The following is a 17,468-nucleotide window of genomic DNA, read 5'->3' as shown; positions in this document are numbered from 1 at the left end:
GGCGGCCACCGCTCTCGTGCCAGGCAGCACAACTGACCGTGCGTCAAACGCCCACATGCCTACCCGCTCTTCCCTTATGTCCCATATGAACGGGCGTCCCCACGCCCTGCTCATGGCGTCCCCACGCCAGAAAAAAACGCGTCCTCAGCCCCACGAGGGTGACCGCAAAGACGCTCCCCGCCCTGCAAGCGGTTGCAGGGCGGGGAGGAAATCTTCTGTTGCCGCGCAGCCCGGATCAAGTGGTCCGGACCATCGATCGGCTCACATTCTTCACATGGATCCTACAAACATTTCGGCCACGGCCCAGAAGTTTTCCGGCACCCGGGCTCGGCTCACCCGAACTCGGCCGCCACGAGCTCGGCGATCTGCGCGGTGTTCAGCGCCGCGCCCTTGCGCAAGTTGTCGCCGCAGACGAAGAGTTCGAGCGCCGTCGGATCGTCGAGCGCGCGCCGCACCCGGCCGACCCAGGTCGGATCCGTGCCCACCACGTCGGCGGGGGTCGGGAACTCCCCGGCCTCCGGGTCGTCGTACAGCACGACCCCCGGTGTGGTGGCCAGGATCTCGCGGGCCTTGGCGACCGTGACCTCGTTCTCGAAGCGGGCGTGCACGGTCAGCGAGTGCCCGGTCAGCACCGGCACCCGCACACAGGTCACCGCGACCGGCAGCTTCGGCAGTCCGAGGATCTTGCGGGACTCGTCCCGCACCTTCATCTCCTCCGACGACCAGCCGTCCTCGCGCAGCGACCCGGCCCACGGCACCACGTTCAGCGCGACCGGCTCGGGGAACGGCCCGGTGTTGTCCCCGACGGCCCGCCGTACGTCACCGGGAGTCGTCCCCAGTTCCGTACCGGCGACCAGGGACAGTTGCTGCCTGAGCGTCTCCACTCCGGCCCGCCCGGCCCCGCTCACCGCCTGGTAGGAGGACACCACCAGCCCGTGCAGGCCGAACTCCGCGTGCAGCGCGCCCAGCGCCACGATCATGGACAGGGTCGTGCAGTTGGGGTTGGCGACGATGCCGCGCGGCCGCATCCGTACGGCGTGCGGATTGACCTCGGGAACGACGAGGGGCACCTCCGGGTTCATCCGGAAGGCGCCCGAATTGTCCACCACCACCGCGCCCTTGGCGGCGGCGATCGGCGCCCAGCGGGCGGACACCTCGTCGGGGACGTCGAACATCGCGATGTCGACCCCGGCGAAGGCCTCCTCGGTGAGCGCCACGACCTCGACCTCCTCGCCGCGCACGGCCAGCTTGCGGCCGGCCGAGCGCGGTGAGGCGATCAGACGGATCTCGCCCCAGACGTCCGCGCGCTGGGACAGGATCTGGAGCATGACCGAGCCGACGGCTCCGGTCGCCCCCACGACCGCCAGCGTCGGTCGGCGGGACCCGATCCCCGCCATCAGCGTCCGGTGCCTCCGTACACCACGGCCTCGTCGCTGTCCGAGTCCAGGCCGAAGGCCGTGTGCACGGCGCGGACGGCCTCGTTGACGTCGTCGGCGCGGGTGACGACCGAGATACGGATCTCGGAGGTCGAGATCAGCTCGATGTTCACCCCGGCGTCGGACAGGGCGGTGAAGAAGTCGGCCGTCACGCCCGGGTTGGTCTTCATCCCCGCGCCGACCAGCGAGATCTTGCCGATCTGGTCGTCGTAACGCAGCGAGTCGAAGCCGATGCCGTGCTTGTTCTTCTCCAGGGCGTCGATGGCCTTGCGGCCCTCGGCCTTGGGGAGCGTGAAGGAGATGTCCGTCAGCCCGGTGGACGCGGCGGACACGTTCTGCACGATCATGTCGATGTTGATCTCGGCGTCGGAGATCGTCCGGAAGATCGCGGCGGCCTCGCCCGGCTTGTCCGGCACGCCGACGACCGTGATCTTGGCCTCGGAGGTGTCGTGCGCGACACCGGAGATGATGGCCTGCTCCACCTTCTTGTCCCCTTGCTCGATCGGCTCGCTGCTGACCCAGGTGCCCTGCAGCCCGCTGAAGCTGGACCGGACGTGGATCGGGATGTTGTAACGACGGGCGTACTCCACACACCGGTGGAGCAGCACCTTCGAGCCGGACGCGGCCAGCTCCAGCATGTCCTCGAAGGAGATCCAGTCGATCTTCTTCGCCTTCTTCACCACGCGCGGGTCGGCGGTGAACACGCCGTCCACATCGGTGTAGATCTCGCACACCTCGGCGTCCAGCGCGGCCGCGAGCGCGACGGCGGTCGTGTCGGAGCCGCCGCGGCCCAGCGTGGTGATGTCCTTCTTGTCCTGGCTGACGCCCTGGAACCCGGCGACGATGGCGATGTTGCCCTGTTCCAGCGATTCCCGGATACGGCCCGGCGTGACGTCGATGATCCGGGCTTTGTTGTGGACCGAGTCGGTGATGACGCCTGCCTGGCTGCCGGTGAAGGACTGGGCCTCGTGGCCCAGGTTTTTGATCGCCATGGCCAGCAGCGCCATGGAGATACGCTCTCCGGCGGTCAGCAGCATGTCGAACTCACGCCCAGCCGGCATCGGCGATACCTGCTCGGCGAGATCGATCAGCTCGTCCGTCGTGTCGCCCATCGCGGAAACGACGACGACCACCTGGTGGCCGTTCTTCTTCGCTTCGACGATTCGCTTGGCGACGCGCTTGATGCCCTCGGCATCGGCTACGGAGGAGCCTCCGTACTTCTGCACGACAAGGCCCACGTGCGCTCCTCGCTCAGTCCGTGTGTGTCGGCTCAGTTTACCGAGCGTCCGAAAACGACCTTGGGGTTCCCAGATGGTGAGATCCGAACGCTCGGGGTGGTGTCTGCCCGGTGAAGGGGGCGGCACACGGGGAAGTGGCACAGCTCACCACCATTGACGCTCTGAGTAGCCGCCCGCTAACTTCGCGTCGTCGTCGCTACACCAGGAGCACACGGCTCCATCGGGACTTGCGACGCGAAGGATTTCTCCTCCCTTGACGACTGCGACCGCTTCGAAGATCCAGCACGTCACCTCTTCCACCACCGCGGCCGACCTCTTCGAGGTCGAGCCCTTCACACCCCACTGCGAAGTCATCCGCGCCGCCGGCGACCACGCCGTCATCGGTGTCTCCCCGGGCAACAGCTACTTCTCCGCCCAACGTGTGCACGATCTCGCCCGCTGGGGCCTCGCCCTGTTCGAGCGGGTGGACTTCGTCTACACGGACCTGTACGTGGCCGAGATGTACGCGGCGTCCGGCTATCCACCCGACGACGCCCGCCGCAAAGCCGTGAAGAACCTGCGCGGCGTACGGGCCAAGGTCCTCGGCGCCGTACAGGCCGCCCGGACCGTCGACCCCGGCGGCACCCGGCTGCGCGCCCACGCCATGTCCGACTTCCGCGGCAACCCGGCGTACCGCGAGATCCACGACCACCTCCATGCGCGGCTCGCCACCGACGACGAGTTCCGCACGACCTGCGAGAAACTCGTCGACTCCTTCCTGGCCGGCAAGGCGGGACGGGTGACCGAGGCACAGCGCGAGGTCTGCCTGGCCTACGTCTGCGCCGAGGCCCCCCTCTTCCTGGACACCCCCGCCATCCTCGGCGTCCCCTCCTCCCTCAACTGCTACCACCAGCTCCTGCCGATGGCCGAGCTCCTCTACTCCCGGGGCGCCGGCCTGCGCGCCTCCCGCAACCAGGGCCACGCCATCGTCACCCCGGCCGAGGGAACCGACACGGAGGGCGCCACCGATGCTCACTGACGACCTCATCGACTTCCCGTTCTCCTGGCGCGGCGACCAACTCCCGGGGGAGGTCGAGGAGTTGCGTACCAAGACGCCGGTACGGCGGGTCCGTACCATCGCCGGCGACGAGGCCTGGCTGGTGTCGTCGTACGAGCTCTGCAAGCAGGTGCTCGAGGACCCGCGGTTCAGCCTCAAGGACACCTCCGCCCCCGGAGTGCCCCGCCAGTACGCGCTGACGATCCCGCCCGAGGTCGTCAACAACATGGGGAACATCACCGGGGCCGGGCTGCGCAAGGCCGTGCTCAAGGCGCTCAATCCGAAGAGCCCCGGGCTCGTGGAGTGGATGCGCTCGTACGCCGCCGAGCTCGTCGACGGGCTGATCGGCGAGGGCGCCCCCGCGGAGCTGCGCGGCGGCTTCGCCGATCCGTACTCGGCGGGCATGCACTGCCGCATCCTCGGCATCCCGCAGGCCGACGCGCCGAAGCTGATGCGGAGCCTGGACATCGCGTTCATGAACTCGGCCTGCCCGGTCGCGGGTGCCCGGCTGAACTGGGACCGGGACATCGCGTACATGGCGGAGCGGCTCGACGACCCGGCGACGACCGGTCTGATGGCCGAGCTGGCGGCCCTGCGCACCGACCCCGACTACGGCCATCTCAGCGACGAGATGCTCGCGACGGTCGGGGTGACCATGTTCGGCGCGGGCGTCATCTCCACCTCGGGCTTCCTGACCATGGCGCTGGTGTCCCTGATCCAGCACCCGGACCTCCGGGCCGAACTGGTCGCGCACCCCGGCAGGATCCCGGCCGCCGTCGACGAGCTCCTGCGGATCAACCTGTCCATCGGCGACGGTCTGCCGAGGCTGGCGACGCAGGACGTACGACTCGGAGACGTGGAGGTCCGGGCCGGCGAGCTCGTCCTGGTCCTGGTCGAGGGCGCGAACTTCGACCCGGACGCCTTCCCCGACCCGCTCACCGTCGACCTCGGCCGCGAGAACGCCACCGCGCACCTCTCCTTCGGCGGCGGCCGCCACTACTGCCCCGCCACCGCGCTCGGCCGCAAGCACGCCGAGCTCGCGCTGGAGGTCCTGCTGGAGCGGATGCCGGGGCTGCGGCTCGCGGTGCCGATCGAGCAACTGGTGTGGCGGACCGGGTTCATGAAGCGGATCCCGGAGCGGCTGCCGGTGATGTGGTAACAACCGCTTTGTCCGCTCACTGATCGCTCGTCGATCATCCGGCGGCTCGGCGACCAGTCGGCTTTAAAGTTCAACCACTAAGGTTCCGCCTGTGCGCGTACTTCTGGTGGAAGACGACGAACCGGTCGCCGAGTCGCTCCGGCGCGGTCTGCTGCGCTACGGCTTCGAGGTGGCCTGGGTCAGCACGGGCGGCGCGGCGCTGAGCCATCCCGAGCCCTACGACGTCGTACTCCTCGATCTCGGCCTGCCCGACACCGACGGCCTCGACGTCTGCAAGGCGCTGCGCGAGCGCGGCGACGTGCCGATCATCGTGATCAGCGCCCGCAGTGATGAGACCGACCGGGTCGTCGGGCTGGAGCTCGGTGCCGACGACTACGTGTCCAAGCCGTTCGGGGTGCGGGAGGTCATCGCGCGGATACGGGCGGTGATGCGCCGTATGCAACCCCGTACGTCCGCGGCCGCTGCCACCGCCGAGGCCGGCCCGGACCGCTACGGCGACCGCCTCAGCATCGACCGCAAGGCGGCCCGCGTCCGTCTGGACGGCGAGGAGGTGGCCCTCGCGCCCAAGGAGTACGACCTGCTGGCCTTCCTCACCGAGGAGCCCGGGGCGCTGATGTCGCGCGAGCAGATCATGGAAGCGGTCTGGGACGCCAACTGGTTCGGGCCGACGAAGACGCTGGACGTGCATGTGGCGGCGTTGCGGCGGAAGCTGGCCGGGGCGGTCACCATCGAGGCGGTGCGCGGAGTCGGCTTCCGGCTGGAGATCGTGAACGCGGGTCGCGACGCGTCATGATCCGCCAGCTCACCCGTAGCTACGTCGCGCTCGTCGCGGGCGCCATCGCCCTGTTCACCGTGCCCGTGGCCTTCACGCTCACGGACCAGCTGCGGGAAGACACCGCGGCTTCCGTCCTGCGCGAGGCCGACACCATGGCCCTGCTGCTCGGCAACGGGAACACCCCGTCGTGCGCGGCGCTGGACGAGATGGCCGAGGCCTACGCCGGCCAGACACCCGGCGAGGTCGAGGTGACCAAACGCTGCGAAACACGTCTGCCGAGCCCCAAGCAGGACGCGGCTCTCACCAAGGCCCTTCAGACGGGCAAGTCCACGACCGACTGGGGCTCCTCCTTCATCTGGGGGCCGGAGCTGAAGATCACGGTGGCCGCCCGCGCGAGCAAGGAGGACCTCGACGGCCGCAACCAGGGTCCGGTCGTCGGCGCCGTACGCATCGTGTACGAGACCGACGATCTGACCAGCCGGCTGTGGAAGATCTGGGGCTTCCGCGCGGGCCTCGCGGTGGCCGTCCTCGCCGTGGCCGCCGTGGTGGGCGCGGGGGTGGCCCGTCGGCTCACCCGCCCGCTGCGCCAGCTCAACGACACGGCGAGCAGGTTCAGCGACGGCGACCTGTCGGCCCGCTCTCCCGTGACGGGCCCGAAGGAGACACAGACCCTCGCCCGCACGCTCAACCAGGCGGGCGAGCGCCTGGACACCCTGATCGCCTCGCAGCGCATCTTCGTGGCGGACGCCTCGCATCAACTCCGCACTCCTCTCACCGCGTTGCGGCTGTCGCTGGACAACATCGCGGACGGCGTGGACGACGAGTTCGTCAAGGAGGACGTGGAGCAGGCGACGGCGGAGGTGGTCCGGATGAGCCGCCTGGTCAACGGCCTGCTGGTGCTGGCCCGGGCCGAGGCCAAGGTGTCGGCGGCGGAGCCACTGCACCTGCTGGACATCGTGCGGGAGAGGCTGGACGTGTGGAGGCCGGCCGCCGACGAGCGCGGAGTCACCATCGCGCTCAGGGGGAGTGCCGACGGCCGGCTGCTGGTGCTGGCCAGCCCCGGTCATCTCGACCAGGTGCTGGACAACGTGCTCTCGAACGCCCTGGAGGTGTCACCGGACGGCGGCACGATCACCGTCCGGGTGGAGCCGAAGGGCGACGTGGTGGAACTGTCGGTTCTCGACGAGGGACCCGGCATGTCGGACGCCGAGAAGTCCCGGGCCTTCGACCGGTTCTGGCGCGGCCAGGGCCTGACCGGGAAGGCCGGTTCCGGCCTCGGGCTCGCCGTCGTCAAGCAGTTGGTGACGGACGACGGCGGTGCCGTGACGCTCGGGGACGCTCCCGGGGGCGGGCTGAGGGTGACGATCAGCCTTCGGGCATCTTCGAGGAGTGGTGGTTGACGATGAGCCACTCGCCGCCGCGCTTCTCGTACTCGTACGTGTAGCGGGCCTTGACGACGCTCTTCTCACCGGTCTCGGGGTCGGTGAGCGTGAACTGGTAGACGCCGGCGTCGAGCGCGGAGTTCCTGTCGAGGACGTTGACGTGCGTCTCGATCTTCTTGCCGACCGGCTTGTTCTCCAGGAAGTGCTCGAAGTAGTCGACGATGGCGGCGCGGTCGGCGCGGACCTTGTTGGACACGGTCGGCAGCAGGACCGCGTCGCTCGCGTACAGGTCCGCCACCTTCTCCGGGTCACCGGTCCGCAGGGCCTCGTTCCAGTTGTCGAACAGCCCGGCCACCTGCTTCTCGGTGGGCCGCTTGCTCTCACCCCAGGAGGGCCCGGCGACGGCGGCACCGGCGGCGACAGTGCCGACGGCGACCACGGCGGTGGCGGTGACAATGGCTACGCGCTTACGTATGGAACGACGAGTCATCGCATCTCCAGTGCGGATCCGGTCGGTTGGCCTCCCTCCGCGTCCTGTCGGGCGCTTGCCTCTGCGGTGGAAGTGACTCCAGATTCGCGGTGCACCGGTTAGGGCCCGTGCAGCGGACGTACAGGCCCGGGACAACACGCTTCCAATTCGCGCTGTGCATCCGGCCGATCACACAGCGGCAGCACGCTGCCGGCCCTGGCGGGCCGCTGGTCAGACCCGCCCTCCGAACAACGTCACGAGACCGTGGTCCAGCTCCGCCCCCACGGTCTCCTCGCCCGGCGCGATCACGGTGTAGGTGCGGGCCAGGAAGCGGTACAGGTCCGAGGTGGTGAAGCGGAGCATGGCCGTGCCCGCCGGCGAGTGGAACTCCACGTAGGTGTGGGACGCCCCGCACGGCCGGACCCGCACATGGCCGACACCGGCGGGCGCGTGCAGTCCTTCGCCGAGCAGCGTGCGGGCGAACGTCCAGGTCGTGACCTCGCCGTCGAGCGTGACGTGGGGCGGGAAGTCGAGGTGCACGGCCAGCGGGTCGGCGGAGGTGTAGCGGAGGGTCGCGGGTATCGCGATGTCCTGGTCCACGCCGGTGATCAGGCGGGCGCCGGTGGGCTGCTCCAGGGTGACGTGCATGGTCGGGCTCCGTTCGGGGCGGGGGGTCAGCACGGGCCGGGGACCGACCGGTGTGCCTGAGAGACCGCCCGAGGGGTCGGAGCATTACGCCACTTCAGAAGCCTTTTCCTGTAACCCGCGTCACACCAGGTTCGCTCAGTCCACCAGCTCCTTGAGGGGCTCGGTGTCCAGGGTGATGTTGACCGGTTCGGGGAGCTTGAGGGTTGCGCCGAAGGGCAGTTTCTCCTCGTGCCGGTAGCGGCCCTGCTCGGGCTGGTTGAACACAATGACCGAGCAGTTGTCACGGTCGATGAGGAGGTAGACGGGGATGCCTGCTGCCGCGTAGCCGTCCGGCTTCTCGACCCGGTCACGCCGGTTCGTGTCCGAGTCGTACGAAGTGATCTCGACGGCCATCAGCACGCCGTCGGCTTCCGACCACTCGCCCTTCCCTCTGAGGCTGCCTTTGGGCACCAGGACGGCGTCCGCCCTGGCACGGCCTTTGCGGTACGCCTCGGTCTTCAGCCCTCGCTCTGGGTGCAGCCGGAGGTCGGAGCGCAGGTGCATGCACTGCTCCAGAAGCCACATGTAGATCTCGCTGTGGTTGCCGTCCGGCACAGGCTTGACCTGGACCTTTCCCTTGATGAACTCCAGCCGCACGGTCTCCGGGGCATGGCGTTCCAGTTGCTCGAACTCCTCGACGGTCATCAGCGGCTGGTGCTCGGTGCTGGGGGTCATGGCGTCGCCTCCTCGACACCATGGTGCCCCGACCGGCACCTCTTGCACGCTCACAGCAGTCCCGCCGCACGCCGAAGAGCGTCGACGCGTTCGGTGACGTCGATGACCTCATCCGCACCCGGAAGCCCGCCGCCGTCGCGCGGACCGGGCAAGAAGGTGGCCGGGACGTAGCCGTTCACCGGCCCCTCCGCCTCGATCTCCGCCAGGCATTCCCGGCACAGGCCGCTGACGATCTCCGTCGTCCGCTCGTCCGCGTCGCACAGCCCGCAGGCCATGAGCACACGGGTCACCCGGGCACGGCGCGCGGCCTGCCGCCGGACCTTCGCCTTCTTCGGGGGCATCTTGCTCTCCAATCGGTTGCGGGCGAGTCCGCCCGGGTTGGTGACGGCGGGCGGCAGCCCGTCCGTCAGGGCTTTGGTGATGTCGTGGGGTGTCGCACCACGCGACAGCCACTCACCGGCGAGGGCTTCGAGGGAACGGCAGTCCCGCTCGGAAAGCGGCATACGGGCGTCGGCGGCGCGGAGTTCGGCGAGGGTCCGGTAGGCGGTGCTGGGCTGCTCGGCAGACGACTCACCGGGCTGCTCGTCGGGCTCAGGCTGCGAGTTCGGCTCCTCGGCCTGCTCCTGCTCCTGCTCTTGCTCCTGCTCTTGCTCCTGCTCGGCACGAGCCAGGCCCGGCATGTGGTCCTCGGTGACGTCCCTGCCGTGGCGCTCCCGCGCGAAGTCCGCCCACCACTCCTCCGACCTGCGCGTACGCGACCAGTACGTCCGCGTGACCCACCGCATCGAGCTGTCCTCGACGGTGATGTGCTCCTTGATCCAGCGCAGGTGGCCGGCGAGGGTGATGCGGCCCATCGAGGTGCGCACGGCCTGCTGGCCATAGCGGGGGTGCTCCGCAGCGATCGCCTTGTAGCCCATCGCGTGGCCCTCGTCGAGATGGTCGACGAAGACGGCGATCTCGCGGTCACGAGGGCTCAGATGTGCGAAGTCCGGGTCGGCGTACGGGTCTTCGTCACCCGGGGAGCGTTTGCCGTAGCCCGTTTTGGCCATGGGGTGGGACGGGGACGGCAGGGCGGGGCTAGGGTGGGCGGAAGCCACCATCGAAGTCTCGATTCGATGAGTAGGTCTAGGCCCCGGAGCCGGTGTTGGCGCACCGACCGGGGCCGATCTAGTTGCCGCGAACCTAGAGTGGTTTTACTCTCCGCCGCAAGCCGATCACGGATCGTCACCCATTTGGGGTACGTGGCCTCAACTCACGTACGTGCTTGGTTGGTTGGGTTGGATTTCACCCAACCCAAACCCAGAAAAACCCATTGAAGGGCTCGAAGCCCGAGGCTCAAGCCCCGGGCTGAACTGCGGAAATGAACGCCGCCCACGTGGGGGCGGTGAGGCGGAGTTCGGGGCCCGCGGGGTTCTTGGAGTCGCGGACGTGGACGGCTGCCGAGAAGGCCACTTCGACGCAGGCGCCGCCCTCGTTGTCGCTGTAGCTGGACTTGAACCACTTCAGCTGGTCACTCACGGCTGTCCACCATCCGCTCGATGAAACGGGCCGACTCGTCGGGACCGAGAGCCTGCGTCCGGATCATGCTAAGCCGCTCGGTGACACGGCTGACAACCCCTGGATCAGCCGAAAGTTCGCTGGCGAACGGCCCCTCCGTGAAGGCAAATCGCTCGTGGTCACGGGTCTCCAGCAGCACCATGGGGCCCATGAGCGCGTCGCTAAAGGCCCGTTCGAAGGGGAGCACCTGCAACACGACATTCCGCAGCCGCCCCGCCTCCAGCAGGTGGCGCAGTTGTTCGGCGTCCACCTGCGGAGCGCGCAGCACGGCCTCGTAGAGAACGAAGCTCAAACCCACCGGCGGCTTCCGTTCGGTGAGGATGGCCTGCCGCTCCATGCGGCCCGAGACGCGCTCCTCCACCGTCTCCTCGTCCAGGGGCGGGATCCGGTTGTCGATGAGGGATCGGGCGTACGCCTTCGTCTGCAACAACCCCGGCACGAGCGAGACGTCGTACCACCAGATGCTGGTCGCTTCCTTCTCCCGCTCCATGAAGTCCTGCGCCCGCGGCGAGTACCGCTCCCGATCCAGGAACGCCTTGGCCGCGCTCAACATGCCTTCGGCGCCGCACAGTTCGTCCGCCACATCGAGCACACGCGGCGTCGGCCTGCGCACCCCGCGCTCCATGGACTCGATGGTGTCCGGCGAGTAGTTGGCGGCAGAGGCGAGCTGCTCGCGACTGACGTCCGCCTTGGTGCGCCAGCGTTTCATCTGGTCGCCGCTGTAACGCCAAGCGACAGGCCGTTGGCTGTTGTTGTGCGTACCCGACACGGTCACCACCTCCGACCGGCACACTCCCCTGTGCACCCCTCCGGCTCGCTACCGAGCGTATCCCCCGAGGCACCCCTGAGTGACCGTCTTCGCACTGTTCACCGCTTTCCCCGCACCGCCCGGACCAGTTCGGCCACGGCCACCAGGATGCGCGGGCCGGTCTTTCGACTCGGCCTCGTCGAGCGCCAGCCGGACGATCAACACCGCGGCACAGGCGACGATGAGCAGGGACACAACACAGCACAAGGCGAGGGCGAGAACGGGATCCATTGCGGCTCCTTCGTGACGTCGAACGGTGACGTCGCCGACGGTGCCGCGGCCTGCCTGACGGCCGCGCGGTCCGATATCCGCGATCGGAGGTTGTCTCGCAGGTCAGAGCAGTAGTTTGGGAATTCACGAGTCGGCCGAGTCGGCCGACTCGGGGCACTGGACCGAGGTCGGCACGGGTGCGGGGAGCCATGGCGGAGCCGCTGAAGTACTGGACAGCACTGAACGCGCTGCTGGAGCGGGCCGGGTATCCCGAAGCAGCCGCCGTCCGCGCGGAGATGAGAAGGGATCTGGCACGCGACCAGGAACCGCCGGCCGACAGCACCGTCGCCGGCTGGTTGGCACAGGGCAGGATTCCCCGGCGGAACAAAGAACTGGACACCTTCCTGTCCGCGCTCTACCGCATCGCGCAGGCAAGAGGCTCCCAGCCGGTTCGGCGAATTCCGAACCGGCTGTGGCAGGAAATGGCGAATCAGGCCCGAGAGGCCCGACGCAACGGAGACACCGGAACGGACGCCCGCCCTGCCGCCGCCAGTCCGACTCCCACCGCCCACTCCCGGCCGGACTGGCGGAAGGAGGTCGCGAAGTCCTTGGCGTGGCAGTGTCTCAAGTCCGGGTATGAGGATCAGACCTCTGCCCTTCGGCAGCAGGCGGAAGACATCGCCGACCGTCTGTCGGAGCTGTACGACGAGGTACGGCACTCCCTCGCCGACGACCCCTGGCACGACGTACACCTGGCGCGGCGGACCTCCCACCGCGCCAACCGGCTCATCGACCTGCTCCGGAAGGACAGGGAGGGCTTCCTCACTCCCGCCGAGGCGGCGCTGATCGCGTTGCTGCCCTTCCTGTACCAGGTGCACCGGTCGCGTACGGCGGCTGAGCTGTCCCACGTCGAGCCGACGGATCTCGGACAACGGACGGCGCCGGACGAGGACCGTCGGATGTACGAGGTGCTGGTGCGGGGTCACGAACGGCTGGTCAGGAGAGCGGAATTGGGCGGCCTGAAGGATCGCCGGGACGGGCGGCCCGAGATCGGATGGTGGCTGTTCCACCAGTGGGCGGACCAGCAGCCGGGACAACTCGCGACACTCCTGTCTGCCGTGGACACGCCCAGCGCGGGACTCGGCGACCTCCACGTCGTACTCGATCCGGAACTCCTGTCCCGTCTGCTGGCCTGTGCGCAGGCAGGCCCCGGCGAGCTCTTCGATCCCGCCCGCGCCGAGCATCTGCGCGAGGAGGCCTTCCCGCTCGACTTCCACGGTCGTGACTTTCAGGACGTGCGGGAACGGCTGGTCGGGTCGTTGTTCGCCATCGCCCACGGCATGGCGATCGAGGTCACGAGTCTGCCCTCGGTGGTCGTGCGGCATGTCGGGATCCCGGAGGCCCTGGTTCCCGCCACGCTCCTGACCACGGTCGACAAGGCGTCCTGGCGGTTCGGGCGGGGCAGCATCGGGCTCAAGGCCGGCTGCGACCACCCGGCCGTCGTCGCCGCGCTTACCGAACACAGCCGACGGGTCGAGGCACTGCTGCAGGCCGTACGGCAGGTGGACGCACCCGAACTCGACGCACTGCCCCTGTACACGCGTGCCGACGACGTGCGCGAGGTCGATGACAAGGGAAGCCCTGTTCCGATCGGCGGGGTCATCCGCTTCCGGCTGGACGAGGAACGCGTCCAGGAACTCCTCATGGGCGAGAACCTCTACCGCGACCGCTCACTCGCCATCCGCGAGCTCTACCAGAATGCCCTGGACGCCTGCCGCTATCGTCGGGCTCGATCCCAGGCGGCTGACAGCTTCAGCTCGTACCAGGGCCGGATCAAGTTCACTCAGGGCTTCGACGAGGAGGAAGGCCGGCACTATCTGGAGTGCCGGGACAACGGCGTCGGCATGGACGAGCTCACGCTGTCCGAGGTCTTCTCCCAAGCCGGGGTGCGCTTCACGGATCTGCCCCGGTACCAGGAGGAACGACAGGAGTGGCAGGGGCGCGGCGTCACCATGCACCCGAACAGCCGGTTCGGCATCGGGGTGCTCAGTTACTTCATGCTCGCGGACGAGGTGCGGGTGACGACCTGCCACATGGATCCCGTCGAGGGCAGGTTGCGGGAGATCACCGTCCTCATCACCGGGCCCGGCCACTACTTCCGTGTGCGGCCCACGTGCCGGGCGGGGACGATCGGCACCACGGTCCGGCTGTATCTGCGGGAGGGCGACAAAGCGCCCTCCTGTGTCAGGGAGTTGCGCAGGTTCCTGGGGATCGCCGAGTTCGGGACGACCGCTGAACATGGGGCGCAGAGCGCGGAGTGGGAGGCTGGAGTTCTGCGCCCGCGAGAGTCACTTGGACTGCATGCCAACGGTTTCGAAGCCCATGGGCGACTTGTCTCCTGGAGCGCCGACCCTGCGGGGAGGGACGGCCAGGTGGTCTGGTGCCGGCACGGCGGCGGGCTACTGGTCGATGGGATTCACGCTGAGCCCCGCGTACGACACGGCATCCTCAGCGGTCCGGGCGACCTGCGCAGACTGCGCGGCGTGGTGGTGAACCTCTCCGGGACCACTCGGCCCCGCCGGCTGTCGGTGGACCGTACGGAGATCCTGGACCACGACGTGTGCGCGGACGTCGAGAGGCTCGTACGAGACGCCCTGCCGACACTCCTGTCCGCCGATCCCCCGTTCCTTGACTACGAGTGGCTCTCGCAGGTGGCGGAGGAGAGTCCCAGGCTTGCGGACATCGTGACGGAGGCGGCTGGGGCCGCGGAGTACGAGCTGGAGTCGTACGGCTGTTCCTCGTCGATGGCGGTCACCGGTTTCTTCCCGCACGATGTCGACATCGTGCGAGGAGAAGACCTCGTTGCGACATTCCGAGAGTTGAACGTGGACAACTCCCCGGACCATTCCACCCGCCTCTGGAGGCTGCTCGCCCACGGCCCCAACGCGATGCTGACCGCCCTGGCCGAGATCGTTCCGGAACTGAATCGGGTCGAGCGTGTACTTCCGGCGCTCCCCTCGGACGCTCTCACTCGACCCGCGCCACATCGCCTACCTTTCCCGCCCATCAGACCGCACCCTCAGCCGGCCGTCCCCGGCCACGCACTCCTCGTGGCAGGCGTCTGCGGGTTGCCATACCGGGAGGTCGCGAGCCGCCTGGCCGAACTGTGCGTCGGGCAGGTCCGGATACCCGACGTCGATCCCGTCGTCGACGAGATCAACTTCGCGCTGATGAGCAATGACCTGCACGGTGTGCAGCTCGATGATCCCGACTCGATCCGGCCTTGTGACAGGACTGTGCCTCCGGGACACCTGCTCAAAGCCCACTTCGAGTTCGGCATCAGCGTCGGCGAGGCCGCTCGAAGAATGAAGGCGTTCGGCTTCGCTCTTCCGGAACTGACTCCAGCGGTGGATGAAGCGGACGAGTTGGCGCTCAGGCTGCTCAGCCGTCACCTGGACGGTAAGCAGCCGTGGTGCGATGTCAGCAGTCCTGTTCACCCGGGCCACCTGCTCAGAGCCCACTTCCGGCTCGGCGTCGACATCGGAACGGCTGTTCAGTGGATGAAAGCGTTCGGCTTCACGGTTGTGGGCGAGGGACGGTTGGTGAACGGAACAGAGGAGACCCTTCGCCTGGTCAGCGTGGACGACAAGCGATGGCTGAGCCTTGAGGAACCTGTCTCGGCAAGCCATGTACTTGATGTCGCTGCTGAGTTGGGGCGATCGGTGTCGGAGGTAGCGCGAGAACTGAGGGAACTCGGCTTCCGCGTGGACACCGGCACCGTTCATGAACGGCTGACCGAGGATGCGCTCGCCGAAAGTGCGGGATGGGGCTGGAGCCCCGATGACTGGGGGATGCTCCGCGATGGAGAAGCGATTCCCCCCGGCCTGCTCGTCCGGGCCGCGTCCCGCCTGGGCGTCTCCCTTCACGAAATGTCCGAGCGCATCAGAGACCTGGCGCTCACTCCTCCCAGCACTCTGCCGAAACAGGCGGAGGACGCGGACAGCGTGATTCTCCGCACCTTCCCGGCGTACTCCTCGATCTCCCTGCTTGACGTGGCGAGAGCATCCCTGGAGAGCGGGCTCCCACCGAACGTGGTGGCCTCCCGACTCCGCGCCTACGGCCTCGTACCACCGGCCACGGCGCTTCCCTCCGTGGCCGAGCCGGATGACGTGATCCTCTTGGACTGGACGAGGCTCGGCCGTTCACCGCTGTCACCGGACTTGCCGGTACCCGTGGGCCTTGTGCTTGAGCTAGCTGTCCACCTGGGCGACTCGCCCCGTGCAGTCCTGGACCGCTTGGCCCAATACGGCCTGACCACACGACCCGAAGTGCCCTCTGAGGAACTCGACGCCTTCGACCTTCGTCTCCTCGTAGCGGGCCATCTGGAGCTTGCTGACGAAGCCCCCGTCCCACTCCACCGGTTGGTGTCGGCGTCATGGGAGCTCGACATGGACCTGGGCGAGCTTGCGGAGAGATTGGCGACCCTCGGCTTCGAGATCCGCGGCGACCGTGGGAGCCACCTGGACGAGGTGGACCACCTCCTGTGCACGTCGGGCAGCAGGACCCCGTCCCTGTCCCTGGCTGATCCGATCCCCGACTTCCTGCGCATCGTCTTGTCAGAAGCACCTGCCGTCGGCCTCCCGCAAAGACTGGAACGCCTCGGCGTGGACCTCGACCGCGTCCGCGAAGCCGTCCTGACCGCCCTCCCCAACGTCCCCGGACTCGTCATGAAGCCCGAGCCCGAGTCCGCGGCGAGCAAGCCGGAGGCTACTTCGCCGACCGCAGCCCCAACTGCTCCCCGATCTCCTGCTCCATGACCTTCCCGGCCTCGAACTCCAGCGTCTCGTCGCCCATCACGCCCTGGTCCGTGTCGAGGCCGTCCAGTTCCTCCAGGGGCTGGTCCAGGCGGACATGGGCCAGGACCGAGTGCAGGGCGCGCAGGGTCGCGGATGCCGTCGAGCCCCAGTTGGAGAAGTAGGAGAACTGCCACCACCACAGGGCCTCCGTGGTGCGGCCGGCGCGGTAGTGGGCCATGCCGTGGCGCAGGTCGGTGATGACGTCGGCCAGGTCGTCGGAGATGCGGGCCGGGACCGGGGCCTTGCGGGGCTCGTAGGGGTCGAAGACCTCGGAGTAGACGTCGACCGGGTCCAGGAGGCGGGCCAGGTTCTCGCGGAGTTCGTCGACGTCCGGCTCGGGGCCCAGGTCGGGCTCGTAGCGCTCCTCGGGGACGATGTCCTCGTGGGCGCCGAGACGGCCGCCGGCCAGCAGGAGCTGGGAGACCTCCAGCAGGAGGAAGGGCACCGTCGAGCCCGGCTCGTCGCCCTTCGCGACCTCCGTGACGGCGACCAGGAAACTCTCGATCTGGTCCGCGATCTGGACCGCGAAGTCGTCCGGGTTGTGCTCGGTCGCGTGCAGCGTGGCGTCAGACATCTAGGAGTCGTCTCCCCTCGAAGGCGCGGCCGAGGGTGACCTCGTCCGCGTATTCCAGGTCGCCACCCACCGGGAGGCCGCTGGCCAGGCGGGTGACCTTCAGGCCCATGGGCTTGATCATGCGTGCGAGATACGTGGCCGTGGCCTCGCCCTCGAGATTCGGGTCGGTGGCCAGGATCAGCTCCGTGACCGTACCGTCGGCCAACCGCGCGAGAAGTTCTCGTATACGCAGGTCGTCCGGTCCGACCCCCTCGATCGGGCTGATCGCCCCGCCGAGGACGTGGTAGCGGCCGCGGAACTCCCGGGTCCGCTCGATCGCGACGACGTCCTTCGGCTCCTCGACGACGCAGATCACCGCCGGGTCGCGACGCGTGTCCCGGCAGATGTTGCACAGCTCCTCCTGCGCGACGTTCCCGCATGTCGCGCAGAAGCGGACCTTCGCCTTGACCTCCATCAGGGCCTGCGCGAGGCGCCGTACGTCCGTCGGTTCCGCCTGCAGGATGTGGAAGGCGATCCGCTGCGCGCTCTTGGGACCGACGCCGGGCAGCCGCCCCAGTTCGTCGATGAGGTCCTGGACCACGCCTTCGTACAACGGACTGCCGTCCT

At 68.5% G+C, this 17,468-nt stretch carries 15 protein-coding genes; 5 read left to right on the top strand and 10 right to left on the bottom strand.

The genetic code is table 11. From position 1 onward, the window contains the following. Positions 1–332 precede the first annotated feature (332 nt). Positions 333–1,397 carry an aspartate-semialdehyde dehydrogenase gene (locus ACIBAG_RS13245; RefSeq protein ID WP_399104271.1) on the bottom strand — a complete coding sequence of 355 codons (1,065 nt, stop codon included), beginning with the start codon at positions 1,395–1,397 and terminating at the stop codon, positions 333–335. After that, on the bottom strand, positions 1,397–2,674 hold the full coding sequence (locus ACIBAG_RS13240; RefSeq protein ID WP_031482712.1) for an aspartate kinase: 1,278 nt from the start codon (positions 2,672–2,674) through the stop codon (positions 1,397–1,399). The genes ACIBAG_RS13245 and ACIBAG_RS13240 overlap by 1 nt, the downstream gene beginning before the upstream one ends. A gap of 253 nt (positions 2,675–2,927) precedes the next feature. Between ACIBAG_RS13240 and ACIBAG_RS13235 the strand changes: the two genes are divergently transcribed. The 4 genes from ACIBAG_RS13235 (at position 2,928) to ACIBAG_RS13220 (ending at position 7,044) form a co-directional block, all read left to right on the top strand. Beyond that, positions 2,928–3,692: a tRNA-dependent cyclodipeptide synthase gene (locus ACIBAG_RS13235; protein ID WP_399104268.1), complete on the top strand. Its 765-nt coding sequence runs from the start codon at positions 2,928–2,930 to the stop codon at positions 3,690–3,692. After that, the gene (locus tag ACIBAG_RS13230) at positions 3,682–4,869 is read left to right on the top strand and encodes a cytochrome P450 (RefSeq protein WP_399104266.1); all 1,188 of its coding nucleotides are present in this window, start codon (positions 3,682–3,684) and stop codon (positions 4,867–4,869) included. The genes ACIBAG_RS13235 and ACIBAG_RS13230 overlap by 11 nt, the downstream gene beginning before the upstream one ends. Positions 4,870–4,960: 91 nt before the next feature. Continuing rightward, on the top strand, positions 4,961–5,662 hold the full coding sequence (locus ACIBAG_RS13225; RefSeq protein ID WP_399104264.1) for a response regulator transcription factor: 702 nt from the start codon (positions 4,961–4,963) through the stop codon (positions 5,660–5,662). Next, positions 5,659–7,044, top strand: a complete 1,386-nt coding sequence (locus ACIBAG_RS13220; protein ID WP_399104262.1) for a sensor histidine kinase — start codon at positions 5,659–5,661, stop codon at positions 7,042–7,044. Before ACIBAG_RS13225 ends, ACIBAG_RS13220 begins: the two co-directional genes overlap by 4 nt. Here the strand turns inward: ACIBAG_RS13220 and ACIBAG_RS13215 are convergent. The 6 genes from ACIBAG_RS13215 to ACIBAG_RS13190 form a co-directional block, all read right to left on the bottom strand. Then, positions 7,010–7,516 (bottom strand): SgcJ/EcaC family oxidoreductase, encoded by a 507-nt coding sequence (locus tag ACIBAG_RS13215; RefSeq protein WP_399104260.1) that lies wholly within the window; start codon positions 7,514–7,516, stop codon positions 7,010–7,012. The genes ACIBAG_RS13220 and ACIBAG_RS13215 overlap by 35 nt on opposite strands. Positions 7,517–7,726: 210 nt before the next feature. Next, positions 7,727–8,143 (bottom strand): SsgA family sporulation/cell division regulator, encoded by a 417-nt coding sequence (locus tag ACIBAG_RS13210; protein WP_399104258.1) that lies wholly within the window; start codon positions 8,141–8,143, stop codon positions 7,727–7,729. 135 nt (positions 8,144–8,278) lie between these two features. Next, positions 8,279–8,857, bottom strand: coding sequence for a Uma2 family endonuclease (locus ACIBAG_RS13205; RefSeq protein ID WP_399104256.1), 579 nt, complete (start codon positions 8,855–8,857; stop codon positions 8,279–8,281). A gap of 50 nt (positions 8,858–8,907) precedes the next feature. Beyond that, positions 8,908–9,906 (bottom strand): hypothetical protein, encoded by a 999-nt coding sequence (locus ACIBAG_RS13200; protein ID WP_399104254.1) that lies wholly within the window; start codon positions 9,904–9,906, stop codon positions 8,908–8,910. 286 nt (positions 9,907–10,192) lie between these two features. Then, the gene (locus ACIBAG_RS13195; RefSeq protein ID WP_399104252.1) at positions 10,193–10,375 is read right to left on the bottom strand and encodes a DUF397 domain-containing protein; all 183 of its coding nucleotides are present in this window, start codon (positions 10,373–10,375) and stop codon (positions 10,193–10,195) included. Continuing rightward, positions 10,368–11,123: a helix-turn-helix transcriptional regulator gene (locus ACIBAG_RS13190; RefSeq protein WP_399104527.1), complete on the bottom strand. Its 756-nt coding sequence runs from the start codon at positions 11,121–11,123 to the stop codon at positions 10,368–10,370. Before ACIBAG_RS13190 ends, ACIBAG_RS13195 begins: the two co-directional genes overlap by 8 nt. Before the next feature lie 518 nt (positions 11,124–11,641). Here ACIBAG_RS13190 and ACIBAG_RS13185 point away from each other — a divergent pair. Continuing rightward, positions 11,642–16,249, top strand: coding sequence for a hypothetical protein (locus tag ACIBAG_RS13185; protein WP_399104250.1), 4,608 nt, complete (start codon positions 11,642–11,644; stop codon positions 16,247–16,249). Here the strand turns inward: ACIBAG_RS13185 and ACIBAG_RS13180 are convergent. Then, a complete protein-coding gene (locus ACIBAG_RS13180; protein WP_399104248.1) occupies positions 16,200–16,862 on the bottom strand; it encodes a DUF5063 domain-containing protein in 663 nt (220 codons plus the stop codon). The two genes, ACIBAG_RS13185 and ACIBAG_RS13180, sit on opposite strands and share 50 nt — an antisense overlap. Further along, entirely contained in the window at positions 16,855–17,454 is a 600-nt protein-coding gene (gene recR / locus ACIBAG_RS13175) for a recombination mediator RecR (protein WP_030053254.1), read from the bottom strand. The genes ACIBAG_RS13180 and recR overlap by 8 nt, the downstream gene beginning before the upstream one ends. Positions 17,455–17,468: the final 14 nt, after the last annotated feature.

Origin of the sequence: Streptomyces sp. NPDC051243, from assembly GCF_044455405.1 — a bacterium.
Lineage (GTDB): Bacteria > Actinomycetota > Actinomycetes > Streptomycetales > Streptomycetaceae > Streptomyces.
This window is presented reverse-complemented; position numbering and strand designations above follow the sequence as displayed.